Source organism: Amycolatopsis orientalis DSM 43388, from assembly GCF_000411975.1.
Classification (GTDB): Bacteria; Actinomycetota; Actinomycetes; order Mycobacteriales; family Pseudonocardiaceae; genus Amycolatopsis; species Amycolatopsis orientalis_D.
In genome coordinates this window covers 88,588-114,378 of the sequence record NZ_ASXG01000046.1, presented here as the reverse complement: position 1 = coordinate 114,378, position 25,791 = coordinate 88,588, and the positions used below count along the sequence as shown (strand labels likewise).

25 protein-coding genes are annotated in these 25,791 nt (G+C 70.4%); 16 read left to right on the top strand and 9 right to left on the bottom strand.

Annotation, left to right across the window (positions count from 1 at the left end; genetic code table 11):
* Nucleotides 1-122: 122 nt before the first annotated feature.
* Entirely contained in the window at nt 123-1,031 is a 909-nt protein-coding gene (locus tag L942_RS08935) for an AraC family transcriptional regulator (RefSeq protein ID WP_037357353.1), read from the bottom strand.
* A 178-nt stretch (nt 1,032-1,209) separates the two neighbouring features.
* On the opposite strand from L942_RS08935, the gene L942_RS08930 reads away from it, so the two are divergent.
* Genes L942_RS08930 through L942_RS08905 form a run of 6 tightly spaced genes read left to right on the top strand, consistent with a single transcriptional unit; the run spans nt 1,210 to nt 5,786 of the window.
* Entirely contained in the window at nt 1,210-1,599 is a 390-nt protein-coding gene (locus L942_RS08930; protein WP_037357351.1) for a hypothetical protein, read from the top strand.
* Nucleotides 1,600-1,610: 11 nt separating this feature from the next.
* A complete protein-coding gene (locus tag L942_RS08925; protein ID WP_037357342.1) occupies nt 1,611-2,555 on the top strand; it encodes a phenol 2-monooxygenase in 945 nt (314 codons plus the stop codon).
* Nucleotides 2,552-2,830 carry an MmoB/DmpM family protein gene (locus tag L942_RS08920; RefSeq protein WP_037357340.1) on the top strand — a complete coding sequence of 93 codons (279 nt, stop codon included), beginning with the start codon at nt 2,552-2,554 and terminating at the stop codon, nt 2,828-2,830. The genes L942_RS08925 and L942_RS08920 overlap by 4 nt, the downstream gene beginning before the upstream one ends.
* 1 nt (nt 2,831) lies before the next feature.
* Nucleotides 2,832-4,382, top strand: coding sequence for a YHS domain-containing protein (locus L942_RS08915; protein WP_051165821.1), 1,551 nt, complete (start codon nt 2,832-2,834; stop codon nt 4,380-4,382).
* A gap of 4 nt (nt 4,383-4,386) precedes the next feature.
* The gene (locus tag L942_RS08910; RefSeq protein ID WP_037357338.1) at nt 4,387-4,710 is read left to right on the top strand and encodes a phenol hydroxylase subunit P4; all 324 of its coding nucleotides are present in this window, start codon (nt 4,387-4,389) and stop codon (nt 4,708-4,710) included.
* An 8-nt stretch (nt 4,711-4,718) separates the two neighbouring features.
* Nucleotides 4,719-5,786 (top strand): 2Fe-2S iron-sulfur cluster-binding protein, encoded by a 1,068-nt coding sequence (locus tag L942_RS08905; protein WP_037357336.1) that lies wholly within the window; start codon nt 4,719-4,721, stop codon nt 5,784-5,786.
* Between the two features lie 47 nt (nt 5,787-5,833).
* On the opposite strand, the gene L942_RS08900 is transcribed toward L942_RS08905, so the two are convergent.
* The 8 genes from L942_RS08900 to L942_RS08865 form a co-directional block, all read right to left on the bottom strand.
* The gene (locus L942_RS08900; RefSeq protein WP_037357334.1) at nt 5,834-7,480 is read right to left on the bottom strand and encodes a purple acid phosphatase family protein; all 1,647 of its coding nucleotides are present in this window, start codon (nt 7,478-7,480) and stop codon (nt 5,834-5,836) included.
* Between the two features lie 131 nt (nt 7,481-7,611).
* Nucleotides 7,612-8,379, bottom strand: a complete 768-nt coding sequence (locus L942_RS08895) for an SDR family oxidoreductase (protein ID WP_037357480.1) — start codon at nt 8,377-8,379, stop codon at nt 7,612-7,614.
* 17 nt (nt 8,380-8,396) lie between these two features.
* Nucleotides 8,397-9,155, bottom strand: coding sequence for an SDR family oxidoreductase (locus L942_RS08890; RefSeq protein WP_051165820.1), 759 nt, complete (start codon nt 9,153-9,155; stop codon nt 8,397-8,399).
* Between the two features lie 75 nt (nt 9,156-9,230).
* Entirely contained in the window at nt 9,231-10,013 is a 783-nt protein-coding gene (locus L942_RS08885; protein ID WP_037357332.1) for an SDR family NAD(P)-dependent oxidoreductase, read from the bottom strand.
* 84 nt (nt 10,014-10,097) lie between these two features.
* On the bottom strand, nt 10,098-11,561 hold the full coding sequence (locus L942_RS08880; protein ID WP_051165819.1) for an aldehyde dehydrogenase family protein: 1,464 nt from the start codon (nt 11,559-11,561) through the stop codon (nt 10,098-10,100).
* Entirely contained in the window at nt 11,558-12,793 is a 1,236-nt protein-coding gene (locus tag L942_RS08875; protein WP_235078974.1) for a cytochrome P450, read from the bottom strand. Before L942_RS08875 ends, L942_RS08880 begins: the two co-directional genes overlap by 4 nt.
* An 8-nt stretch (nt 12,794-12,801) precedes the next feature.
* Nucleotides 12,802-14,532, bottom strand: coding sequence for a PEP-utilizing enzyme (locus tag L942_RS08870; protein ID WP_037357330.1), 1,731 nt, complete (start codon nt 14,530-14,532; stop codon nt 12,802-12,804).
* Nucleotides 14,533-14,578: 46 nt separating this feature from the next.
* The gene (locus L942_RS08865) at nt 14,579-15,280 is read right to left on the bottom strand and encodes a TetR/AcrR family transcriptional regulator (protein WP_158684444.1); all 702 of its coding nucleotides are present in this window, start codon (nt 15,278-15,280) and stop codon (nt 14,579-14,581) included.
* A gap of 184 nt (nt 15,281-15,464) precedes the next feature.
* Here L942_RS08865 and L942_RS08860 point away from each other — a divergent pair, with 184 nt between their 5' ends.
* From L942_RS08860 to L942_RS08815, 10 genes are read left to right on the top strand one after another with little or no spacing between them, the layout of a single operon-like run.
* Nucleotides 15,465-17,015, top strand: a complete 1,551-nt coding sequence (locus tag L942_RS08860) for an AMP-binding protein (protein WP_051165818.1) — start codon at nt 15,465-15,467, stop codon at nt 17,013-17,015.
* Entirely contained in the window at nt 17,012-17,638 is a 627-nt protein-coding gene (locus L942_RS08855; protein ID WP_051165817.1) for a histidine phosphatase family protein, read from the top strand. Before L942_RS08860 ends, L942_RS08855 begins: the two co-directional genes overlap by 4 nt.
* A 34-nt stretch (nt 17,639-17,672) precedes the next feature.
* A complete protein-coding gene (locus tag L942_RS08850; RefSeq protein ID WP_051165816.1) occupies nt 17,673-18,323 on the top strand; it encodes a hypothetical protein in 651 nt (216 codons plus the stop codon).
* Between the two features lie 20 nt (nt 18,324-18,343).
* The gene (locus L942_RS08845) at nt 18,344-19,981 is read left to right on the top strand and encodes a pyruvate, phosphate dikinase (RefSeq protein WP_051165815.1); all 1,638 of its coding nucleotides are present in this window, start codon (nt 18,344-18,346) and stop codon (nt 19,979-19,981) included.
* 40 nt (nt 19,982-20,021) lie between these two features.
* Nucleotides 20,022-21,206, top strand: coding sequence for a thiolase family protein (locus L942_RS08840; RefSeq protein WP_037357329.1), 1,185 nt, complete (start codon nt 20,022-20,024; stop codon nt 21,204-21,206).
* A gap of 31 nt (nt 21,207-21,237) precedes the next feature.
* Nucleotides 21,238-21,432 carry a ferredoxin gene (locus L942_RS08835; RefSeq protein ID WP_037357327.1) on the top strand — a complete coding sequence of 65 codons (195 nt, stop codon included), beginning with the start codon at nt 21,238-21,240 and terminating at the stop codon, nt 21,430-21,432.
* The gene (locus L942_RS08830; RefSeq protein ID WP_037357325.1) at nt 21,429-22,652 is read left to right on the top strand and encodes an NAD(P)/FAD-dependent oxidoreductase; all 1,224 of its coding nucleotides are present in this window, start codon (nt 21,429-21,431) and stop codon (nt 22,650-22,652) included. The genes L942_RS08835 and L942_RS08830 overlap by 4 nt, the downstream gene beginning before the upstream one ends.
* Nucleotides 22,653-22,699: 47 nt before the next feature.
* Nucleotides 22,700-23,905 carry an acyl-CoA dehydrogenase family protein gene (locus tag L942_RS08825; RefSeq protein WP_037357323.1) on the top strand — a complete coding sequence of 402 codons (1,206 nt, stop codon included), beginning with the start codon at nt 22,700-22,702 and terminating at the stop codon, nt 23,903-23,905.
* Nucleotides 23,902-24,927, top strand: coding sequence for a phosphotransferase family protein (locus tag L942_RS08820; RefSeq protein WP_037357321.1), 1,026 nt, complete (start codon nt 23,902-23,904; stop codon nt 24,925-24,927). Before L942_RS08825 ends, L942_RS08820 begins: the two co-directional genes overlap by 4 nt.
* Nucleotides 24,924-25,664, top strand: a complete 741-nt coding sequence (locus L942_RS08815) for an SDR family NAD(P)-dependent oxidoreductase (RefSeq protein ID WP_037357319.1) — start codon at nt 24,924-24,926, stop codon at nt 25,662-25,664. Before L942_RS08820 ends, L942_RS08815 begins: the two co-directional genes overlap by 4 nt.
* Nucleotides 25,665-25,791: the final 127 nt, after the last annotated feature.

The following is a 25,791-nucleotide window of genomic DNA, read 5'->3' as shown; positions in this document are numbered from 1 at the left end:
ATAGCGGCATCACCGCATTGCGGACGGGCGAATCGCGGTCGACGGTGTGGCTGGCCGAAGTTTGGCCTCAGGAAACGCCTGTCCGCGCGCGGGATCAGCTCTCGCCGAACGCGATCGCGGGACTAGCCGCGCAAGGTGTCCGACGGCGTGACTCCGTACTTTTCCCGGTAGGCGGCGGCGAACCGGCCGAGGTGGCGGAATCCCCATCGATAGGCGGCTTCCGCGACCGTCGGGCTTTCGGAGTGCACGAGGTCCCGGTGGACGCGTTCCAGCCGGATGTCCTGCAGCGCCTGGATCGGGGTCGTGCCCGCGTACTCGCGGAAACCCTGCTGCAGCCGCCGGATCCCGACGCCCGCCGCCTCGGCCAGTTGAGCCGCGGTCCATTCGCGCGTCGGGTCGGCTTCCATCGCTTCCATGACGCGGGTGACGATCCGCGGCCGCAGCCGGCCGGGGTCGTCTTCCGCGGGGAAGCAGGCTGCCGCCAGCGCCGCGGTCAGGCTAGCGCCGAGATTCCGCGCGACGTGCGGGTCGCCGGCCAGGCGCTCGTTCGCGACCAGGAGCGAGCCGACCGAGGAGACCAGCTGGAACCAGGCTTGGCCGGGCCCGGAGCGGAGGTCGAGCTGCCCGGGCATCTGGCGCGGGGACCGCTCGGCGAGCAGCGGCAGTTCTCGCTTGAGGTAGTCCCGGTCGATCCGCATGCCGATGATCGTGCAATCGGCTGACCAGCGAGACATCGTGGTGGTCATGTCCGGCGGGCAGACCGTCGCCTGTCCCGGCAGGGAACACACCTCCCGGCCCCGGACCCGCGCCTCGAGGACGCCGCCCAGCGGCACGTTGATCGCCCATGCACTCGGATGATCCGACTCCACCGCCGAATCGGCGCCCCAGCCGATCCGGGCGAGGCGGACCGGGCCCAGGTCCACCGACCGCAGGACCGGTTTCCGAGCCGGCAACGCGCGAACGCGCAACCGGTGCGGAAAATAGGCCGCGGCCACCGCACCGGACAACGCATCGAGATCTGCCGTAGCCACCGCACCTCCTTGTGTGGCGCATTCACGGTAACACCGGAAAGCAACCCCGCGGCCGCCCGCGCGGGCCGTTGCGCAATCCGGCCAGAGCCTTCGCGAAACGGATCGCCGCAGGTCAACGCCCTGCCTACGGTGACGCGCAGCACAGCCGCCGCATCGGCCCGAGGAGGTTCCGCCGACGATGACTCCCTTCATGCTCTCGGTTCAAGGACTGCTGGACGGCGAGGCGACGCCGGAACCGGCGACCGAACCGGCCCGTCCGGAGAAGGTGGCCGCCGCCGCCGACACCCAGGTGCTCGTGCGGTCGCTCGCCGAGCAGCTCGTCAGCGAGGCGAACGCGGTGCTCGGGCCCAGCCGCGAGCCGCTGACGCTGGTCGACGAGACCGGCCCCGGCGCGCTCGCCTTCACCGTGGGCCGGGCCGACCGCACGGCCCGGGTGCAGACGGTCGTCTCCGGCCGCACCGCCACAGCAGAACTGATCATCGGCGGCAGGCCCACCGGCGCCAGCCGGCGTCTCGCCGGCGAGGACGAGGTCCAGGCGCTGCTGCTCAGCCTCATCGCACACTCCTGAAAGGCCATCCCATGCAGTACGAACTGCGCTACCAGGTGATCGAACCCCGGCGGCAGACCTACCAGAACGTCGCGGACCGGCTCGGCGACCAGCCAGCCAGCCGCTACCTCGAGGGAACGCTCGACGTCGAGCCCCGCGAGAACTTCCACTACCGGCCGACCTGGGCCCGGGACCGCGAGCTCTACGACCCGCGCTACACCGCCCTGCGGCTCACCGATCCGTACGACTTCCTCGACCCGCGGCAGTACTACTACACCCCGTACGTGACGAACCGGGCGAACGCGCACGAAGAGTTCGGCAAGACGATCGGGTACCTCGAGAAGCGCGATCTGCTCAGCCGGCTGCCTCGGCAATGGCACCATCTCGTCGCCGAGGTCGTCGTGCCACTGCGCCACTTCGAGTCCGGCGCGCAGCTCGTCAGCGTCGCCGGCGCGCGGTTCGCCTACGGCACTTCGATCGAGCAGTGCTGCACCTATGCCGCGTTCGACCGGATCGGCAACGCGCAAATGCTTTCCCGACTCGGTCTCGCGCAGGGCAGCGGCACCGCGGACATCCTGCGCACCGCGAAGAACGCCTGGCTCGAAGCCGCACACCTCCAGCCCCTGCGCCGGCTGGTCGAAGAGGTCATGGCGCTCGGCGACTGGGCGGAAGCGTTGCTCGCGGTCGATGCCGTGGACAAGCTCGTCTACCCGCTTCTCTACGCCGGCCTCGACGAGGCCGCGCTGCTCGGCGGCGCGGGCGCCTACAGCCTGGTCGCGCAGCACTTCACCACCTGGTACGCCGACCAGCGGAAATGGCTCGACGCGCTGCGCGCCGCGTGGACCCGCGACCCCGACCACGGCACCGCCAACCAGGAAGTCCTCGAGCGCATCGGGCAGACCTGGGGAGCGCGCGCCGCGGAGGCCGTCGCACCGATCGAAGCGATCGTGCGCGAGCTCGAAGGGCAGGCGGCGTGAGCGCCCGGCCGGTCGGCATCGACCTCCAGGAATCGGAGGAGAACCGGGCCTTGATCGACGCGATCAAGCAGGACAACCCTGAGCTCACCCTGCGCCATCTGCCCGGCCTGGTGAAACTGTCCGCCCCCGGCGAGATCGTGATCAACCGGGAAACGGTCGAGGAGAAGCTCGGCCGCGAATGGGAAACCGGAGAGTTCCAGCTCGCCATCGTGTCCTACGCCGGCAATTTCTCCGAATGGGACGACGACCGAATCCTCGTGAAGTGGGAGCACTGACATGTCCGTTCAGCAGGACCAGCCCGTCGCCAAGAAGCCGCGCAAGCTGCCGCTCAAGGAGCGCTACTCGCTGCTCACCCGCGACCTGGACTGGGAGCCGTCCTACGTCGACAAGGCCGACCTTTACCCCTACACCAGCTACGAGGGCATCAAGATCCACGATTGGGACGGCTGGGAAGACCCCTTCCGGCTCACCGTCGACGCGTACTACAAGTACCAGGCGGAGAAGGACAAGCGGCTGTACGCGGTCCTCGATTCCTTCGCGCAAAGCCAGGGCCACCTCAGCCTCTCGGACGCGTCGTACCTGAATTCGATCAAGCTGTTCATCCAGGGCGTGACCCCGCTCGAATACGCCGCGCACCGTCATTTCGCCTATCTGGCGCGCTATCTCGAAGGCCCCGCTCCGCGCTTCGCGGCGCTGTGCCAGAGCGTGGACGAACTGCGGCATTGCCAGACGCAGATCCACACGATCAGCAACTACAACAAGTACTACGGCGGCTTCCATTCCTGGTCGAAGATGCACGACCGGGTCTGGTACCTCTCGGTCCCGAAGTCGCTGTTCGACGACGCGATGACGGCCGGCCCGTTCGAATTCCTGATCTCGATCTCGTTCAGCTTCGAATATCTGCTCACGAACCTGCTGTTCGTGCCGTTCATGAGCGGCGCGAGCTTCAACGGCGACATGCCGACGATGTCGTTCGGCTTTTCCGCGCAGTCCGACGAGAGCCGGCACATGACCCTCGGCCTGGAGGCGATCAAGTTCCTCCTGGAACAGGACGAGGACAACGTCCCGATCATCCAGGACTGGATCGACAAGTGGTTCTGGCGCGCGTACCGGATGTCCGCGCTGGTCGCCGGGATGATGGACTACATGCTGCCGAAACCGGTGATGAGCTGGCGGGAGGCGTTCGAGCTGTACTTCGAGGAGCAGATGCTCGGCGGCCTGTTCCCGGACCTGGAGTACTACGGCATCAAACCGCCGCGGCACGTGCGGGACGCGATCGCGGAAAAGGGCAAGCTCTCGCACGAGGTCTACCGGATCCTGCACAATTTCTCCTTCGCCGCGTCCTTCACCACGCAAACGCCGGACGAGAAGCACCTGGCGTGGCTTTCCGAGCAGTATCCGGACACTTTCGACCAGTACTACCGCCCGACGTGGGAGAAGCACGCCCGGATCGAAGCCGGGGGCGGCCGCGTTTTCTTCCAGGGCCTCCCGCAGCTGTGCCAGGTCTGCCAGATCCCGATGGCGTTCACCGAACCCGGCGACCCGGCCCGGATTTCCTTCCGCCGCTCGACTTTCCGCGACGAAACGTTCCACACCTGCAGCGACGGCTGCCAGTGGATCTTCGAGCGGGAGCCGGAGAAGTTCGTGCAGGCGTGGCTGCCCGTGCACCAGATCTACCAGGGCAACTGCGGCGGGCCGAGCGTGCCGGAAGTCCTCGAGTGGTACGGGATCCAGGAGGGCGACAACGGCGAGTACCAGGGTTCGCTCGACCACCAGCACTGGCTGAAGTGGCATTCGGACCACCCGACCGACCAGACCGGAGCGTGAAACCGTGGCTGTCAAAGCGCTGTACGACTACGACTTCCCTTCCGCGGACCGGGCCGAGGTCTTCGGCGACGACCAGCTCGTCTACGTCCACTGGATCGGCAACCCGCTGTTCTGCTCCGCCGCGTGCTTCCGGGTGCCGAAAGCCATGCCGTTCCGGGAGTTCCTGACCGGCGTCGTGCACCCGTGGGCGGCCACCGACCCCGAGTTCGACCCCGCGACCGTGACCGGCTGGCAGCTGTTCGACGCACCGCTGGCCGATCGTCCGGACGCGCCGCTGACCGAACTCGGGATCGGCCACAAAGCACTGCTGAAGTTCCAGACCGAGTGAGGCGTGCGATGACCGAGAGCTACACCGTGACGGTCGAACCGCTCGGCAGCGAGATCAGCTGCCGAGCGGACCAGACCATCCTCGACGCCTGCCTGCGCGAGGGAATCTGGCTGCCGCACGCCTGCACGCACGGCACCTGCGGCACCTGCAAGGCGGAAATCCTGGACGGCGAGGCAGACCTGGGCGACGCGTCGCCGTACGCGCTCCTGGAGAGCGAACGCGACGAAGGCGCCGCGCTGATCTGCGTCGCCACGCCGCGCAGCGACCTGGTGATCGAAGGCGAGGTCGACGTCGAGGACGGGATCGAGATCCACCCGGTCCGCGACTACGCCGGCACCCTCGAGGTGCTGGAGGACGTCGCGCCCGGCGTTCGCCGCCTGGTCATCGCGCTGGACACGCCGATGGCGTTCAACGCGGGCCAGTACGTCCAGCTGACCCTGCCCGGCGGCGGCACCCGGCCGTACTCGATCGCCAGCCCGCCGTCCCAGGCAGACCGGATCGAACTCCAGGTCAAGCGGACGGACGGCGGCGCCGCCACCGCCGGCTGGATCTTCGCCGGCCTGGCCGTCGGCGACCGGATCGCGGTGGCCGGACCGTACGGCCGGTTCTGCTTCAACCCGGCCCGCGAGGAACCGGTGCTTCTCCTCGGCACCGGCACCGGCCTGGCCCCGCTCGCCGCGATCGTGCGGACCATCCTGGACCTCGAGGAACAGCAGGGCTGGGAACGCCCGGTCGTCCTCTACCACGGCACGTCGACGGTGGAGGGTCTCTACGACCGCGCCTGGTACGAGGAACTGGCCGAGACCCGCGACTGGTTCGACTACCGGCCCGCGGTCTCGCAGGAGGACTGCGGCGGCCGACGCGGCCGAGTACCCGCGCTGATGGCGGCGGACTTCCCCCGCGCGTCCGGGCATGTCGCGTACGTCTGCGGCAGCCCGGCGATGGTCGAGGACACCATGAAAGCGCTGATGAAGGCTCGCCTGTTCCCTCGCTACATCTACCGGGAGGACTTCTTCGACGCCGCCGACCGCGCCAGCGGCGCCAACGTCGTGCGGAGCCCGCTGATCCGCCGTTGAACACCTGGCGGTGGCTCCGCTGGTCCCGCCGAGGCGATCGAGCGGGGTCAGTCCCCGGAGAGGGGGCCGCGGCGCGGGCGACGCAACTGGAACGTTTCGAACTTTTGGAGGCCGCCCGGTGCGGTGACGTTGTAGTAGGTCACGGTCATCGTGGTGTAGCCGTCGGCACCGCCCGGGTCTACCTCGAACGCGCCGAAGCCGTACGCGTGCGCGACATCGCGGACGGCGGACCATTTCGCGTCGCTGTCGTTGACATAGATCATCGACCGTTTTCCTGCCGCGTCCGGCGGAGTGAGGCCGACGATCACGTTGCACTGCGGCGGGTCGTAGAACACCGTGTTGGACGGCAGCGACGTGCCACCGCCTCCCAGAACCATGTGCACGGTGCCCTTGGTCGTGTCGATCACCGTGGTGTTGGTGTCCGCGGTGATCGGTGTGAGGGTCTGGTTCCGCACCTGGCCGCGGATCGGATGCGAACGCTCGTAGTGGTGTTCGTGTCCGCAGACCACGAGATCGACGCCGTATTTGTCGAACAGCGGGACAAATTCCTGCCGGATGCCCAGATCCGCGCCGTTGAATTTCTTCGCGGTGCTGATCACGCACTGGTGCATGCACACGACGATCCAGTCGATGTCCCGGTTTGCCCGCGCCGCGGCCAGTTCCTTGTCCAGCCACGCCTTTTGTTCGCCCTTGGAGTACCCGCGAATGTAGGTGTTGCCGCCGTCCTGGTAGCACACGTCGTCGTTCGCGATCGAGAGCACGCGCACCGCGCCGACGGTGAAGCTGTACCAGAGACCGCGCCAATCCGGGCTTTGCCCGGGCGGGGCCGGCAGTTCGAAATAGGTTTGGTAAGCCGCGTAGCCGATCGGTCCGTTGCCGAGTTCGTTCTCATGGTTGCCGGCCGAGGGCATCCACGGACGGTTGCGGGCGCTGCGCGAGTTGTTGTCCCAGAAGTCCCACCAGGTCAGCACGCGGTCATCAGCCACGTTGGCGTAGCACAGATCGCCGTTGAACAGGTGGAACATCGGCTGCACGCGTTCGACACCGGCCGTCGTGTCGCCGGCGGCGGGCGAGCCGCTGTTGTCGTTCGTCCACACCGTCTTCGTCGCACCCTGAAGGCCGAACGGGTTCTGGATGACGCGGTCGACCTTGCGCATCGTCGGAGTGCCCTGGTCGCCGAAGCTGGTGAACGTGACCCGGGAGCGGCCCTTCGGGCCGGTGGTGAACGTCCCGAACTCAGGGGTGGCCCCGTCGTGGACCGCGCCGTACAGGTAACCGGTCCGCGCCCGCAACCCGGTCAGGTGTGCGTGATGGGCGTAGACCGTCTGACCCGACTTGGCGTCTACGTAGCTCCGCGTCGTCGCATCGACGGACTTGTGGAAGTCTCCTTCGGGCCCGCCCAGGAGCACCCGAGCATTCCGGACCGGTTGCAGCGTGTGCCAGGAGACCACCATTTCGCGCGCCGCGTCAGCGCCGAATTGAAGGTGCAGGCCTGCGACGGCCGGGACGCTGATCGGGTCGGTCGCCGACAGAGATCCCGGGAGCCTGTCACCTGGACCACTCATCGGCGCCGGAGCAGCGGAGGCGGTTGTCCCGGCGACACTCGCAGCCGCGGCCAACCCCGCACCCAGAAGCAGGCGGCGGCGGGTGACGTCGGTATTCGCCGCGGCGCGGACCTCAGGTTCAGGCGACATGCGGGCGACGCTCGCAGAAGCACGTGAACTCGGGGCAACTCAGCCATGAAGGATCGCCGCACGCTGGCGTAACCGCGATCGAGTCGAGCGACCACGATGAGTCTGCCCCAAGGCCGACCCGCCGTCGCAACTCAGGTCTGAGACCGCGCCGGGGCGGTCCGCGCGGCGATGAGCCCGCCGTCGGCGATCAGGTCCACGCCGTTGATCCAGGAAGCGTCCGGCGACAGGAGGAAAGCGGCGGGCGCGGCGATCTCCTCGTCGCGGGCGTGCCTGCCGACGAGGTTCTCCGAGCGTTCCACGGACCCGTTCATCGACGCCTGGAAATCGCTGAGGATCGGGGTTTCCACGGGGCCGGGGCTGATCGTGTTGCTGCGCACGCCCTGCGGCAGCAGTCGGGCGGCGAGCACCTTCCCGTACCGGATCAGCAGTTTCTTCGACAGGTCATACGCGCTGGGCCCGGTCAGGCCTTCCTGTACGGCCCAGCTCTGGAGCGCGTCGTCGTCGAGTTCGGCGAGTTCGTCGATCTGGTCGGTGTAGTCCGGGTGATGGCCGGCGAGGGAGGCGATGCTGACGATCGCGCTGTCCCGCAAGGAAGGAGCGAGCGCGGCGGTGAGTTTTCGGGGCGCGAGCCAGTTGACGGCGAGGACGGTCGCGGCTGGTGCGGTGCCGGGGACTCCGGCGACGTGGGCGATGCCGCCGAGGCGTGGCGGCAACGCTTGGATCGCCGCGTCGATCGAGCCGGGGTCGGCGAGGTCGCAGCGGAGCGGTTCGACGCCGGCGGGCACGGCATCCGCGCGGTCGAGTCCGATGACGGGGCGGCCGTCGCGGACCAGCCGGGCGGCGAGGGCGGCGCCGATTCCCGACGCCGCACCGGTGACCAAGACGGGATGCGCGGTCATCTTGTCCTCCACAGTGGTCAGTTTCCGAGCAGTGGCACCGGAACCGGCGTGCCGTCGCGGTCGACGGCCTCGGGAATGCGAGTCGAACGGTAACGGGTCAGCGGCGATCCGGGTTGCAGGGTGTAAACGGCGCCGGGGGAGTGGTCCCCGACGATGGCTTCGGCTACGTCGGCGGGGGAGAGCAGCGGGAATCCGGCGGCGCGGAACTCGTCGGGGACGAGCGGGGTATCGACGAATCCTGGGCAGACCGCGGTCAGGCCGATGCCCTCGCCGGACAGTTCGTGCCCGAGCGCGCGGACCAGCCCGACGACCGCGTGCTTGCTGGCGGTGTACAGCGCGTCCTGCGGCCACCGGCTGAGCCCGGCGAGGGAAGCGGTGACGACGATCCGGCCGCCGCCGGTCCGGCGCAGCGCCGGCACCGCGGCGGACAATCCGTGCCAGGCGCCCTTGACGTTCACGTCGAGCAGCAGGTCCACTGTGGACTCGTCGAGGTCGAACGGCCGCGCGGTCGGGCGGGCGAGGCCGGCGCCGAGGTTCACGAACCGGAGCGGACCGAGCTCCTCGGCGGCGGCGACGGCGGCCGACATCTGGGCCGGGTCCCGGACGTCGGTGCGGACGAATCGCACGCCCAGTTCGTCTTCGAGCCGGTGTCCCCCGGGATCGAGGTCGGCGACCACGACCGGGTGGCCGCGGCCGGCCAGCAGGGCGGCGACCTCGCGGCCGATGCCGCCCGCCCCGCCGGTCACGAGCGCGGAGCCCGGATGCGCATGCGTCATGTTCTTCTCCTTGGAAAGCCGTGGCGGCCCGGGATGCCGCGGGCCGCCACGGCCGCTGGCGAGGACCGGCGGACGTCAGGCGCTGCCCGCGCTCATGCCGCCGTCCATGCGCAGATAGGCGCCGGTCATGTAAGAGGAATCGTCGCTGGCCAGGAACGCCACCGCGGCGGCGACCTCCTCCGGGGTGCCGTACCGGCCCATCGCGGTGAGCGCGGTGTAGGCCTGCTTGGCGGCGTCGGGCGCGCCGGGCGCCGCGCCCTCTTCGATGGTGCGCATCATGGGAGACTCGATGACGCCGGGCGCGACGGCGTTGACCCGCACGCCGGCGGCCGCGAGCTCGCCGGCCGCGGCCTTGGTCAGGCCGATGATCGCGTGCTTGCTGGCGGAGTAGCTGGCGATCAGCGGCACGCCCATCACCCCGGCGACCGACGCCATGTTGACGATCACGCCCGCGCCCTGTTCGGCCATGATCGGCCCGGCGTGCTTGATGCCCAGGAAGACGCTGCGGACGTTCACCGCCATGACGCGGTCCCAGTCCTCCTCCGGGAACTCCGCGATCGGCCCGATCGCGGCCTGGATGCCCGCGTTGTTGAACAGCACGTCGACCCGGCCGAAGGCTTCCTTGGCGCGGTCGAGGTACCTGCGCACGCCCTCGCTGGTCGCCACGTCGGCCTCGACGGCGATCACCTTGGCCCCTTCGGCTTCCGCCGCGGCCTGCGCCTCGTCCAGCGGCGTGCGGCCGCTGCCGACGAGGGTGAGGTTCGCGCCTTCGGCGGCGAGCCGGACCGCGGTGGCGCGGCCGAGTTCGCCGGCGGCTCCGGTGACGATGATGGACTTGCCCTCGAGTCGGTTCGTCATGGCGTCATTGCCTTTCGTCGGCTGTCGTGCGGGCACGACAGCATCGGGTGTTCTCTTGAGGGGGACTGCGAAAAGAGGCGGCGGTCAGCCGAGGATCGCGGTGGGCTCGGTGACCTCGTCGATGCCGAACCGGCCGAGTTCGCGGCCGAGGCCGGAGAGGCCGAATCCGCCGAACGGCGCGTCGAAGTGGTCGCGGGTGCGGACGCCGTTGATCTTGACCTGCCCGGTGCGCATGCGGCGGGCGAGCGAAAGGGCGCGGGCGCGGTCTGCCGACCACACTCCGCCGGAAAGGCCGAACTGGGTGCTGTTGGCGATGCGCACGGCGTCGTCCGGGTCGTCGTAGGGCTGGACGACGAGCACCGGCCCGAAGACTTCTTCCTGTGCGATCGCGAGATCGGAGGCGACGTCGGAGAAAACGGTCGGAGGCAGGTAGTACCCGGTGCTCAGGCCGTCCGGGGCTTCGGTTCCCCCGGTGAGCAAGCGCGCTCCGTCGCGCAGCGCCCCGGTGATGTGCCCGCGCACTGATTCCCGTTGTGCCGCATTGACTACCGGGCCCATGACGACTCCTGGTTCGAACGGATCCCCGACGACGATCCGTTCCACCTCGGCGACCAGTCTTTCCTCCACTTCGGACAGTCGGGACCGCGGGACCGCCAAGCGCGACAGCGCGTTGCAGGCCTGTCCGCTGTTGCCGAACGCCTGCGCGACCGCGCTCGGGACCGCGGCGTCGAGATCGGCGTCGTCGAGCAGGACGTTGGCGGATTTCCCGCCCAGCTCCAGGCAGACCTTCTTGATGCCGCGCGCGGCGACCTGGCCCACCCGGGCTCCTGATTCGACGCTGCCGGTCAACGACACCACGGCCACGAGCGGATGCGCGACCATGGTTTCGCCGACCACCGAGCCGCGTCCGGAGACCAGATTGAACACTCCGGGCGGAATCCCGGCCTCGTCGACGCATTCGGCGAACGCGAACGCGTTGAGCGGTGCGACACCGCTGGGCTTGAGCACCATCGTGCAGCCGGCCACGAGCGCCGGCCCGGCCTTCGCGGCGATCTGGTGCAACGGGAAGTTCCACGGAGTGATCGCGGCGACGACCCCGGCCGGTTGCCGCACCACCGCCGCGGCGCCGGCGCTCTCCTCCCACGGGTAGTCGTTCGCCGCGCGCACCGTCGCTTCCAGGACACCGACCGGCATCGTCGCCTGCGCGGCGATCGCCTGTTCCAGCGGCATGCCGACTTCGGTCGAGATCAGGCCGCCGAGCGCGTCGCGCCGCGCGGCCACGGCCGCGGCCAGCCGGCTGACCGCCGCGATCCGTTCTGCGGGCGGGGTCGCCGACCAGGCCGGAAACGCTTGGTGCGCGACCCGGACGGCCCGGTCGGTGTCCGCCTCGTCGGCTTCGGCGACGCGGGCGACGACTTGTTCGGTGGACGGGCTCTCGACCTCGGTGACGCCGCGCCCGTGCGGCCGGACCCAGGAGCCGCCGACGTAGATCAGGTCGCGGTCCCGTACTCCGGAGAGATCTGCCCCGATCGGGCGGGCGGCGGTCATGCCGGACCCGTCCGCCGGACCTCGACCGGCAGCGACTTGATGCCGCGGAACCAGTTCGACAGCAGCCGCACCGGCTCGCCGGCCAGCTCGAACCGCGTGCCGCGGTCCAGCAGCTCCTGGTAGAACGTGCGGATCTCCAGCCGGGCCAGGTGCGCGCCGAGGCAGAAGTGCGTGCCCGCGCCGAACGCCACGTGCCGGTTCGGGTCCCGGTCGAGCCGGAAGGTGTCGGGCTCGTCGAACACGCGCTCGTCCCGGTTGGCCGAGCTGAACCACAGCACGACCTTGTCCCCGGCGCGGACGGTCTTTCCGTGCAGTTCGGTGTCGGTCAGCGCGGTGCGCCGCATGTTGATCACCGGGCTGGTCCAGCGCAGCATCTCCTCGATGCCGGGCTTGAGCAGGCCGGGTTCGGCGGCGAGCCGGTCCCACTGGTCGGTCTCGCCGAGCACCGCCACCGAGCCGGAGAGCAGGTTCCGGGTGGTCTCGTTGCCGGCCACGGTCAGCAGCAGGAAGTACGGGTCGAGTTCGTCCGGCCGCAGCCGTTGTCCTTCGACCTCCGCGTGGACCAGGAGGCTCACCAGGTCGTCCCGCGGGTCTTTCCGGCGTTCTTCGGCCAGCGCGTGGAAATACGCGAACAGTTCGGTGCGGGCGGTGGCGAGGCTGTCCGGATCGGGCGCGTGGTCGGGGTCCTCGCTGGCGATCATGTTGGTCCAGCGCAGCAGCAGCGGCGCGTCCTCGCGGGGAACGCCGAGCATGGTGGCGAAGATCAGCAGCGGCAGTCGTTCGGAAACGACCTTGACGAAATCGAACTGCCCCCGCTCGGCGGCTTCGTCCAGCAGTGCCGTGGTCACCTCGTGGACCCGCCCGCGCCAGTTTTCCACCCGCTTCGCGGTGAAGCTGCCGATGGTGATCTTGCGCAGCAGCAGATGGCGCGGATCGTCCATGTTGTGCAGCGAATGCGCCTTGCCCTCGGCGCGGCGGCTTTGGATCTGGGTGCCGTCGGCGGAGGAGAAGACGGCCGCGTTCTTGGCGACCGCGTCCACGTCGGCGTGCCGGGTGACGGACCAGAAGCCCGGGCCGTCGTCCGGTTCGTCGTTCCAGAACAGCGGCGCCTGGTCGCGCAGGACCCGGAAGGCCGCGCCGTCCCGGCCCTGCGCGAACATCGCCATGTCCATCAGGTCGATGTCGGCGAGAGCGGGGCCGGTCCCCGGCGGGGCGGTGGTCGTTCCAGTCACAGCTTCCCCTAGTCCACAATCGTGACGGTGCCGGTGGCGCCGTCGACGGTCACCGTCTGGCCGTCGCGCAGCCGCCGGCTCGCGTCCGCGGCCGAAACGACGCACGGCACGCCCAGTTCGCGGCTGACGATGACGGCGTGGCTGACCGTCGCGCCTTGGTCGACCACGACGCCCGACGCGGCGACGAACAGCGGGGTCCACGACGAGTCGGTGATGCTCGTGACGAGGATTTCTCCCGGTTCCAGCCCGCGCGGGTCGGCCGGGTCGCGGACGATCCGCACCTTGCCGGTGACCGTGCCCGGGCATCCCGGGACGCCCTGCAGGACGTCGCCGGGCACGACCGGCGAGACGTCCGACGTGCGCCGCCGCCAAGTGTCGACCGGCGGCACCTCGCCCGCCACGATGAACGGAGGCTCGAGCGCGAGGAGTTCGCCGAGCTGCGCCTTGCGCTCGGAAACCAGGTGCGCCACCGAATCCGGGTCGGCGAGCAGTTTCGTCCACTCGTCGTCGGTCAGCAGGCCGAAGTCCTCGATCTCGGCGAAGAGCCCGCGCTCGACGAACCGGCGGCCGAGCTCGCGCATCGCCACCCGGCCTTCGTGGACCAGGGTGATCACGTTCGTCTTGGTGCGCTCCCGGCTGGTCAGGAACGTCTTCGCGGACTGTGCGCCGGCGAGGAACTGGCCCTGGACCTCCGGGTTGGCGGCGAGTTTTCCGGCGATCTGCTCGACGGTGGCCTCGCGTTCGGCGGCGAGCCGTTCGCGCGAGAGCGCGGGGTCCGATTCGTCCGGCGCGTTGCGCATCCGGTCGATCGCCGCCCAGGCCAGCTCCGGGTGGGTTTCGAAGGTGCGCGACCGCATTTCCCATTCGTTGAACCCGCGGGCGCCGAACTCGTAGACGAACTGGTCGAACGCGTCGAGGAAGGCCGGGCCTTCGGAACCGGCCGCGGCCACTCGCTCGCGAAGCCCGTCCAGCCCCGCGTCGAACGCGGCCGAAAGCGCGGAAGAACCGCGGACGGTCCGCGACAGCGCCCAGAGCGCGGACGCCGGACGGGCGCTGTCCACTTCTCCCAATCCGGAGATCAGCTTCGTGATCAGCGCGGGATCGCCCAGTTCCGTCGCGACCGCGGTGAGGATCCCCGGCGCGACGAGCGAGCAGTGGGTCATGAAGATGTGGTCCACCCACAGGTCCCGCCAGTAGGTGTTGATCAAGTGCCGGGTCCGCTCCAGCAGCTCCGCGTCGCTCAGCGTGGCGAGGTCGGGCCGCTCGGCGCGGATCTTCCTGATCCGGTCGCGCGTCGCGGCCAGTTCGGGCACCTCGGTGGCGGTGAGGATCCACTCCAGGGTCTTGCCGCTGCGTTCGGCGTGTTCGGCGCTTTCGTCGTTCGGCCCGGGCACGTAGGGCGGTGCGCTGGCCGCTTCCGCCCCGAAGAACGTGGCGTCAATGGCCTCGGGCGACAGGCCCGGCACGCGGGCTCCGAAGATGCGGGTGATGCTGACGTTCAGGTAGGCGTAGCCGCCGAAAACGCCGAGCGATTCCATGACGCCGGGCGTGAATTCGGCGGCGTCGACGGCGCCGAACCGTTCCAGCGCCTCGATCCATCCGGGCTCGGCGTGCGGGATTCCCCAGATCGTCCACGAGAACGGCGCGACTGGGTCGGGGAACACCTCTCCCACATTGCCCCGGGTGTAGATCGGGAACTTCGGACTCGGGTCGTTGTCGACAACCCAGCGCTGGACCATGAGGACTCCTTTGTCTCAAGCGGGCAGGGGGCCTGGCGGCAGTGGTTCAGGAAGGCAGGAAAGGAAGGGCGCGGTACCAGATGTCGCCCGCGGTGCGGCCCATCCGCGCGAGCTGCTCGGCGCGGGGCGCCTCCTGCGGGACGCCGATCTTGACGTAGGCGAGCTGGTCGACCATCGCGCCGAGCGATTCGCCGAGCATCTCCACGTCGCACTCGGGGTCGATCAGGCCGCGGCGGACGAGCGAGTTCATCCAGCGCACGTTGCGGCGGGTGAACTCGCCCCGGATGCGCAGCCACGACTCGGCGAATCCTTCCGGGTCCGCGGCCGAGGCCTCCCGGGTGACGCGCATGAGCCGGCGGTGCCGGGCGTAGGTGGTGAAGTAGGACGTCGTCGCGCGGATGAGGGCGGACCGCTCGTCCTCGCCGGGTTCGGACCGGCGGGAGGTCTCCAGCAGGTCGCGCACGCACGGCTCGACCACCGCGACGAGGATTTCGCCCTTGCTCGCGAAATGCCGGTAGAAGCTGCCGTGCGCGACGCCGGCGTTCTGCACGATGTCGGCGATGCGGGTGGGGTTGTACCCGAATTCGGCGAAGCAGGTGGTGGCCGCGGCCACCAGCGCGGCGCGGGTCTTCGCCCCTCGCTCGGTGGTCGCTCCCTTGCCGAACAGCTCGGCGACGTCGTCGTCCAGTCCGGCCGGTGCGGGGTCCGCACTGCTGTCCGCCAGAGCTTCTTTGCGACTCGTCGTCACTTTGTACCTCCTCAGGAGGCCCGATCGGACCGCCATCGACTGTGACGGCGGTAATTGACCCACGCCACATCGCGGTTGTCAAGGCTGCATACCTGCAATTCTCGGCGACTTCGCTCTTGCGTGCGGCCCATCGGGTGTGCTTCGCTATCCGGGTCAATGTGACTGCCAATCACATTCCTGGCCGATGAAGTCCGAGGTGTCGATGTATCCAGCGCAGCACGCGGCGAGCAGCCCCGACCGCCTTGCCGTGGTGATGGCGGGCAGCGGTGAATCGCGCAGTTATCGCGAGCTCGACGACAACAGCGCGCGGCTGGCCGGCTGGCTCCGCGACGCCGGGGTCGGGGCGGGCGAGGTCGTGCTGGTCTGCCTCGAGAACGACGTGCGATGGGGCGAGATCGTCTGGTCGTGCCTGCGCAGCGAGCGGTGGCTGGCCCCGGTGAACTGGCACCTGACCGCGTCTGAACTGGTCCCCCTCTTCGAGGACGCCGCGCCGGCGGCGGTCGTCACGTCGTCCGCGCTGCTGCCGAGGGCCGCCGAAGCCGCGCGGCGGGCCGGCCGGGATCCGGTGTGGCTGGTCGTCGGCGGGCCTGGCGCCGAAGCGGACTCCGCCGGCCTGCCGGCCGTCGCCGATTACGACGCGGCGCTCAGCGCGGCGCGGCCGCAGGACGCGGCGGACGACGTCGCCGGCTCGCGATTGTTGTTTAGCTCGGGAACCACCGGCCGCCCGAAACCCTTCCGGCAGCCGTTGCCGGGCGTGCGTCCCGCCGACCTTCCGGTCCGGCTGGGCCCGTTGCTGAGCCGGCTGCGGTTCGACGTCGGCGCACCGGAGTCGCTCGTCTATCTCTCGACCGGGCCGGCCTACCACGCGGCGCCCTTCGCCTTTCTGCAGACCGTGCACCAGCTGGGCGGCACCGTCGTGCTGATGGAGCGGTTCGACCCGCGGTCCGCGCTGGCCGCGATCGAACGCCATCGGGTCAGCCACAGCCAATGGGTGCCCACGATGTTCGTGCGCCTGCTGCGGCTGCCGGACGCCGAACGCCGGGAGTTCGACCTGAGCTCGCACCAGGTCGCGGTGCACGCGGGCGCCCCGTGCCCGCCGGAAGTCAAGCGCGCGATGCTCGACTGGTGGGGGCCGGTCCTCTACGAGTACTACGGCGCCTCGGAAGGGCATGGGCACACGACGATCGGACCGGCGGAGTGGCTCGCGCACCCGGGATCGGTGGGCACCCCGGTTTCCGGCCGGATCGAGATCCGAGCCGAGGACGGAACCGTGCTGCCGGCCGGGGAAACCGGCCGGGTCTGGTTCGTGCGGGAGACCGCCGAGGGGACCGTCGGCGACCTCGGGCACCTCGACGCCGACGGGTTTCTGTATCTGACCGGCCGGGTCGGGCACACGATCATCACCGGCGGGGTCAACGTGTACCCGCGCGAAGTCGAGGACGTGCTCGCCCTGCATCCCGCGGTCGCCGACCTCGCCGTGCTGGGCGTGCCGGACCCCGAGTTCGGCGAACAGGTCAAAGCCGTGGTGGAACCCCGGGACCCGGCGTCCGCGGGACCCGGGCTCGAACGCGAGCTGATCGAGTATTGCCGGGCCCGGCTGGCGCACTTCAAATGCCCCCGGTCGGTCGACTTCACCGAACGCCTGCCGCGCAACGACGCGGGGAAGGTCGTCGTCGCCGCGCTGCGCGACAAGTACTGGCCCGCCGCGGGCGCCTCCGAAAGGACCACCCGATGATGCAGCTGCTTCTCATCCGCCACGCCCAGCCGGTGCCGGCGTCCTCGGACACCGGCGGGGTCGACCCCGGGCTCACGCCCGGCGGACTGCAGCAGGCCGAGCGGCTCGCCGAATTCCTGACCCGGCCGCAGGCGCGGGAAATCCAGGCGGTCTACAGCAGTCCGATGGCGCGGGCCCGGGAAACCGCCGCGCCCCTGGCGAAACGGCTGGGGCTGGCGGTCGAGGAGCGCAGCGGTGTCGCGGAGTTCGACTACGGCGCGCCGGTGTACGTCCCGTCCGAGGACTACACCGGCGATCGGCGCCAGCAGTGGGAGGACCTGCTGCGGGGCAAGTGGCACGGATACGAGTTCGACATGGACGCGTTCCGGCGCCGTGCGGTGGAGGCGCTGGAAGGCATTGTCGGCGCGCACTCGAACGGCACGGTCGCGGTCGTCTGCCACGGCGGGGTCATCAACGTGTACCTGGCGCACATCCTCGGCACGGCGCTGCCGATGTTCTTCCAGCCCGACTACACCTCGGTCAGCCGGGTCGTCGCGGCGTCCGACGGCTACCGGACGCTGCGCACCGCGAACGACCGCGCGCATTTGCACTGGAGCCAGCCCGCGGCCGAGGCTGAGCGCTGATCGCTGTGAACGGATCTCGACGAGGAGGTTTCCGATGAGCACCCCCGAAACCGCCGGCCCGGCGACCGCGCCGGAGACGACGCGGCTGCACTGCCTGCACGTGCTCCGCATCGTCGGGCTCGCCGCGCCGGCCGCGGTGGCCGGCTGGACCGGGCTCGACGCCGACGCGGTGGAAGCCGAGCTGGCCGCGGCGGCCGAAAACGGGCTGTGCGTCCAGCGGGGCGGCCGGATAAGCGGGTACGTCCTGGCCCCGGCCGGGCGCGCCTGGCTCGAGGGCGAGCTGGCCGCCGAACTCGACCGCTACGGCGCCCGTGCCGCGGTGGAGCTGGCCGACGAACGGTTCGTCGAGTTGAACGGGCCGTTCAAACAGCTGTGCACCGACTGGCAGGTCCGCGACGGCTCGCCCAACGACCACAGCGACGCCGGACACGACGAACGCGTGCTCGCGCAGCTCGCCGACGTGCACACCGCCGCGGTCCGCCTGACCGAGGACGCGGCGCGCTCGCTTCCCCGGTACGGCTGGTACGCCCCGCGGCTGACCCAGGCGTGGCAGCGGATCCAAGACGGCGACGCGCGGGCGTTCACCGCGCCGATGTCGGACAGCTATCACGACGTGTGGATGGCGCTGCACCAGGACTTGATGAGCACGCTCGGCAGGCATCGCAGCGCGACGGACGGACATTGAGGCGGCTACCCGTGACTGACATGATCTCCGTGGAACCGGCTTCGGACCGCTCGGCGGCCGCGTACGCGTTCGACCATCGCCACTCCCGCCCGCCTCGCGAACTCGCCGGTCTTCTCGGCGGCAAAGGGGCCGGCCTGGCCGAGATGACCTCGGTGCTGGGCCTGCCGGTGCCGCCCGGGTTCACGCTGACCGTCGACGTGTGCCGCGCCTATCTGCGCGAGGGCTGGCCGGCGGGACTGGACGACACGGTGCGCTCCCACTGCGAGCGCTTGGAGGCGAACGTCGGGCGCCGCCTGGGAGATCCGGCCGACCCGCTGTTGCTCGCCGTGCGCAGCGGCGCGCCGAAATCCATGCCCGGCATGCTCGACACCGTCCTGAATCTCGGGCTCAATGACGAAACCGTCGAAGGACTGGCCGCGGTGTCGGGCGACCCGCAGTTCGCCTGGGACAGCTACCGGCGTTTCCTGCGCATGTTCGCCACGACCGTTCTCGGCGTTCCCGCCGAGCAGTTGGGCGCGGCGACCGACGGGGCCGATCCTCGGGCCGAGGTCGTCGTGTTGAAGAAGCGGATCGCGGCGGCGGCCGGCCAGGAAGTCCCCGCGGACCCCGCCGAGCAACTGCGCGCCGCGATCGAGGCCGTGTTCCGTTCGTGGCGGAGCCCGCGCGCCCGCGCCTACCGCAAGCACGAGAACGTCCCGGACGATCTCGGCACCGCCGTCAACGTGCAGGCGATGGTCTTCGGCAACCGGGACCAGGACTCCGGGACAGGCGTCGTTTTCACCCGGGACCCCTCGACCGGGCACGAAGGTCTCTACGGCGACTACCTGCCGAAGGCACAAGGCGAAGATGTCGTGGCCGGTACCGCGCGCACGCTGCCGGTGTCCGCGCTGGCCGACCAGCTGCCCGGCGTCGCCGCCGAGCTTCGCGGTCATCTGCGGACGCTGGAGCGGCATTACCGGGACCTGTGCGACGTCGAGTTCACCGTCGAGTCCGGTCGCCTGTGGGTGCTCCAGACCCGCGTCGGGAAGCGGGGCGCGGTCGCGGCGGTGCGCACGGCGGTCGCCCTCACCCGAGACCCGGAAATCGCGCTCACCCCTCGCGAAGCGGTGGCTCGGGTGCCGGCCGAGACCCGCGCCAAAGCGCGCGCCGAGGTGCTCGCGGCGGCGAATCTCGGGAACGCCGGAAACGGCTCGGCGGTGACCGTCGGCCTGGGCGCTTCGCCGGGCCGGGTCAGCGGGGCGGCGGTCCTCGACCTCGACGCGGCGATGACCGCGGAGGGCGAATTCGTTCTTGTGCGGCCGGAAACCAGCCCGGAAGACGTCGCCGCGATGTCGGTCGCCGCCGGCATCCTCACCGGCCGCGGCGGACTGGTCAGCCACGCGGCCGTCGTCGCCCGCGGCTGGGGCATCCCGGCGGTGGTCGGTGCCGAGGCACTGCGGTTCGCGGACGGCGCGGTCACGGTCGGGGAGAACGGTCCGGTCATCCGGCCCGGCGACGAGATCACCGTGGACGGCACCACCGGGGAAGTCTGGCTCGGCCGGGTCGGCGCCGGAGAAACGCGCGCCGATGACGACGACGCGACGCTGGCCGCGGAACTGCCGGAACTCGCCGTGCTGGAAGCGTGGGCGGCCGATTCCGGCGCTGGCGCGCAGTCGTGATCCCGGCCCTGGGCCGCCGTTTTCGAGAGGGAGCAAGCACATGACCGCACACGCGGTGATCGTCGACGCCGTGCGCACGCCGTCCGGCAAGGGAAAGCCGGGCGGGCAGCTGTCCGGCGTCCATCCCGCTGATCTGCTCGCGCACGTCCTGCGGGCTTTGGTCGAGCGCAACGGGCTCGATCCCGCGACGGTGGACGACGTCATCGGCGGATGCGTCGGCCAAGCGGGGGAGCAGTCGCTCAACATCACCCGCAACGCCGTTCTCGGGGCCGGTTTCCCGGAAGCCGTTCCCGCCACCACCGTGGACCGGCAGTGCGGCTCCAGTCAGCAGGCCGCGCAGTTCGCCGCCCAAGGCGTCGTCGCGGGCGGCTACGACATCGCGATCGCCTGCGGGGTCGAGTCGATGAGCCGGGTGCCGATGGGCACCGCCACGCTCGGGCAGGACCCGTACGGCTCGGCCATGGCCGCTCGTTTTCCCGCCGGATTGGTCGGCCAGGGCGTTTCGGCGGAGCTCATCTCCGCGCGGTGGAAACTGGACCGGGACGTGCTGGACGAGTTCTCCGCCCGGTCCCACGCGCGGGCCGCGGAGACGGCGGCGGCAGGCGGGTTCGACGATGAGATCGTCGCCGTTCCCGGACCGGACGGAACCGCCGCGGTCGCGGACGAGACGATCCGCCCGGCCACCACCGCCGAGGGGCTGCGCGCGCTGAAGCCCGCCTTCGCCGATCCGGGGTTGCCGGAACGGTTTCCGGAGATCGACTGGCGCATCACGGCGGGCAACTCGTCGCCGTTGACCGACGGCGCGTCCGCGGTGCTGATCATGAGCGAGGCGAAAGCGAACGCGCTCGGGCTGCGGCCGAAGGCACGGTTCCACTCCTTCGCGGTGACCGGCAGCGATCCGTTGCTGATGTTGACCGGTGTCGTGCCCGCCACCGAGAAAGTCCTGCGCCGCGCGAACCTCTCCATCGACCAGGTGGATGCGTACGAGGTCAACGAAGCGTTCGCCCCGGTACCGCTGGTGTGGCAGCAAGAACTGCGCGCGGACGGCGAGCGGCTCAATCCGCGCGGCGGAGCCATCGCGCTGGGCCATCCCCTCGGCGCGTCCGGGACGCGTCTGCTGACCACGCTCGTGCACCACTTGCAGGCCACTGGCGGTCGCTACGGCCTGCAGACCATGTGCGAGGCCGGCGGGATGGCCAACGCGACCGTCATCGAACGCCTCTGACCCAGAATCGCCACCACGAAAGGGATTTGCCATGAAGGTCACTGTCGATCGCAGCAAGTGCACCGGGCTCGGCATCTGCGAAGCCATGGCGCCAGAGGTCTTCGAGGTCGACGAGAACGGCGATCTGATGCTGCTGACCGAAACCGTCGACGACGATCGCCTCGACGAGGTGCGCGCGGCCGTCGAAGGCTGCCCCACCGAAGCGCTCCGATTGGCCGAGCAGTGACCGAGCGGTTGGTTGTCGTCGGTGCCTCCCTGGCCGGGCTGCGTGCGGTGGAAGGCGCCCGCAAAGCCGGGTTCACCGGCGCCGTCACGCTGATCGGCGACGAGGAACACCTCCCTTACGACCGTCCTCCGTTGTCGAAGGCGTACCTCGACGCTGACGAAAAGCCCGACGTGACTTTCCGGGAAGAACGCCACCTGCGCGACGAACTCGGAGTCGACCTCCGGCTCGGAACGCCCGCCGAGGCGGTCGACCCGGCCGACCAGGCGGTCCTGGCCGGGGGAGGCGAGATCCGGTACGACGCACTGGTCATCGCCACCGGGGCGACGGCCCGGCGGCTGCCCGGCACGGAAGGCATCGCCGGCGTGCACACCCTTCGGACTCTCGACGACGCCGTCGCGGTGCGCGCCGCTCTCGACTCCGGTGCCCGCACGGTGGTCATCGGTTCGGGGTTCATCGGCTCCGAGGTCGCCTCGGGGGCGCGTAAACGCGGCTTGCCGGTCACGATCGTGGAAGCCGCGCCGACGCCGCTGGTCCGGGCGATCGGCGAGGAACTGGGCGAGGCGGTGGCTGGCCTGCACCACCGGGCCGGCACTGATTTGCGCTGCGGCGTGGCGGTGCGGGAGATCACGAGCACGGCCGGGAAGGTCACCGGGGTGCGGCTCGCGGACGGAACCGTGCTGCCCGCCGACCTGGTGGTGGCGGGGATCGGCGCCGATCCGGCTACCGGGTGGCTCGCCGGGTCCGGACTGGACATCGGCAACGGCGTCCGGTGCGACGCGTCGCTGGCCGCCGAGGGCGCGACCGGCGTCTTCGCCGCCGGGGACGTGGCGCGCTGGCACAACCCGCTCTTCGACGAGGTCATGCGGATCGAGCACTGGACCAGCGCGGCGGAACAAGGCGCCGCCGCGGCCCGCAACGCGCTGGATCCGGCGAACGCGAAGCCTTATTCGACGGTGCCGTACTTCTGGTCGGACTGGTACGGGAGCCGCATCCAGTTCGTCGGCGTGCCCGGCGCGGACGAGGTCCGGGTGGTGTCCGGGGATCCCGAGACAGACCGGTTCGTCGCGCTCTACCGCCGCGGCGACCGGCTCACCGGCGTGCTGACGCTGAACGGGCAATCCGTGGTGATGAAGTACCGCGCTCTCCTTGCCCGAGGCGCCGCTTGGGCCGACGCGCTCGAGTTCGCCGCGCGGCGAGCCGCGGCGCGCGCCGGAACCTGACCGCGGCGCTTTCCCTGTGTACCAAGCGAATCCTCTGAGGAGAACCTGTGCCAGTGCAGTTCGACGTCTCGCCTGACGTCGCGGACATCGTGCGCCGCATCGAAAACCTCGTCCGCGACGTCGTGCTTCCGGTGGAGACCGAGCACCGCGGGTCCGCGCACGACGCCCCCGACTCGGTCCGCCGGGCATTGCAGGAGGCGGCCCGCGAGGCGAAGGTGTTCAGCCCGCACGTCAGCGCCGAATACGGAGGACTGGGGCTGGACATGCGCGACCGCGCGCCGGTTTTCGAGGCGGCGGGCTACTCGCTGTTCGGTCCGCTCGCGCTGAACTGCGCGGCACCGGACGAGGGCAACATGCATCTGCTGGAGCGGGTGGCCACGCCGGAGCAACGCGAACGCTACCTCCGGCCGCTGGCCGCGGGCGCCGCCCGATCCTGCTTCGCGATGACCGAACCCGCACCCGGCGCCGGTTCGGACCCGAGCGCGCTGCGGACCACCGCGGAACGCACCTCCGCGGGCTGGCTCATCAACGGCCACAAGTGGTTCATCACCGGCGCCCGGGACGCCGACTTCGCCATCGTGATGGCCCGGACGAGCGGCGAGCCGGGCTCCCGCGGCGGCGCCACGATGTTCCTCGTCGACGCGGGCGCAGCGGGCTTCACGCGGGTGCGGGACATCGAAACCCTGGACGAGAGCATGTTCGCCGGCCACGCGGAACTGCGCTTCACCGATCTGGAAGTCCCCGCCGACGCGGTCCTCGGCGAACCGGACAAGGGGTTCGAGTACGCACAGGTCCGGCTCGGACCGGCCCGGACGACGCACTGCATGCGGTGGCTGGGCACGGCCCGCCGGGCGGCCGACCTCGCCGCGGAACGGGCCGCCACCCGGAAAGCGTTCGGCGGCCGGCTCGGCGATCTTGGCATGGCGCAGCAGCTGCTCGCCGACAACGAGATCGACATCGAGACGAGCCGGGCACTGATCCTCAAGGCCTGCTGGGACATCGACACCGGCGCGCCCGCCGGGCACATCACCTCGATCGCCAAGACGTTCGTCGCCGAGGCCGTCAACCGGGTCGTGGACCGTTCCCTGCAGGTCTGCGGCGCGCTCGGCATCTCCGGCGACGCCCCGTTGTCGCGGCTCTACCGGGAGGTCCGGCCGTTCCGGATCTACGACGGTCCGTCGGAAACCCACCGCTGGTCGATCGCGCGCCGCGTGATTCGCCGTGCGCAGCGCCGACTGGAGGAGGGCCGGTGACGCTGCCCGGCATCGACCTTCCCGCGCTGCGGAAGTTCTTCGACGCCCACGTGCCCGGGGCGGCGGGGAAGCTCAGCCTCCGCCTGTTGACCGGCGGAAAGTCGAACCTGACGTATCTGGTCACCGACGGTGCCGCGCGGTGGGTGCTGCGCCGCCCGCCGCTCGGCGTTCTCACCCCGACCGCGCACGACATGGCCCGGGAGTTCCGCGTCGTCGCCGCACTCGCCGGCACCGGGGTGCCGGTCGCCGAGGCGGTCGCGTTGTGCGAAGACCCGGACGTGCTCGGTGTCCCCTTCTCCGTCGTGTCCTATGTAGAGGGACGGACGCTGCAGGACGGACACGAGGCGGCCGTCCTGCAGCCCGAAGAGGCGCGCCGCTGCTCGATCGCGCTCGTCGAAGCGCTCACCCGGCTGCACGCGGTGCCCTGCGAGGAGATCGGACTGGGCGATTTCGGCCGCCCGGCCGGATATCTGAACCGCCAGCTGCGGCGCTGGCGCGGCCAATGGGACCGGGTGGCGACCCGGGACCTGCCCGAGCTGACGGCACTGCACGACCGGCTGGCCGCGGCCGTGCCGGCGCGGTCGGAAGCGGCGATCGTGCACGGGGATTACCGGCTGGACAACACGATCCTCGACCGGTCGGACGCCGGCCGGATCGCGGCGATCGTCGACTGGGAGATGGCGACCCTCGGCGATCCGCTGGCCGATCTCGGCCTGTTGCTGGTGTACTGGGACCCGGTCAGCGAGCCGGTGCTCGGCGCCCGGCACGCGCCCAGTGCCAACCCGGGTTTCCTGTCGCCCGAGGAACTCGCGGCGGCGTATGCGAGCGCGAGCGGCCGTTCCCTCGCCGACCTGGAGTTCTACCGGGCACTGGGCTATTTCAAACTCGCCGTCATCGCCGAGGGAATCCACCAGCGCCACCTCGCGGGCGAGACGGTCGGCGAGGGCTTCGACACCGTCGGCGAAGCCGTGCCCGCCCTCGTGCGATCGGGCCACCACACCCTGAAAGCAGGACTCGCATGAACCGACCCGTCGCTCTCGTCACCGGCGCCTCCCGCGGCATCGGACGGGAAATCGCGCGCCGGCTCGCCCTCGAGGGCTATGCGCTCACCCTTTCCGCGCGCCGGGAAGAAGGGCTGCTCCGCACCGCAGGAGAAATCGCAGCGGAAACCGGCGCCGAGGTTACCCCTGTCGTGGCGAACCTCGCGTCCGACGACGATCTCCGCGCTCTCGTCGACGCGCACCGGTCCGGCGCCGACCGGCTGGACCTGCTCGTCCTCAACGGAGGCGTCGGCGCGGAGGGCCCGCTCGCCGAGATGCCGATGAAGACTTACGACCTGGTGCTGAACGTGAACCTGCGCGCCCAGTTCCAGCTGATTCAGTTGTGCCTGCCGGTATTGCGCGAGACAGCCGCGCTCAACCCGGCGTCGGGCGCGAAGATTGTCGCGCTCGCGTCTATCACCGGCGTGGCGGGAGAGCCCGGTCTCGCCGCATACGGGGCCAGCAAAGCCGGGCTGATCTCGCTGTGCGAGACAGTGACCCTCGAGGAGCACGCGAACGGCGTCACCGCGACCGCGCTCAGTCCCGGCTACGTCGATACCGATCTGACGGCGTGGAAACGAGACTCTCTCGCCCGCGACGCGATGCTCACCGCAGGGGATGTCGCGGAACTGACGCTCGCGATCACTCGTCTGTCGGCGCACGCCGCCGTGCCGAACGTGGTGCTGACTCGCGCGGGGGACCAGATCTGGCGGGCATGACTCCTTCTCCAAACTGAGCGAGCAGCGGTTGCTGGCCCGCATCTAGTCGGCGCGCGCGGCGGTTCGGTCATCCTGACCAGGTCACCGAGCAGACTTTCGGAGTGAACGGCGGCTTGCCTTCCGGCGG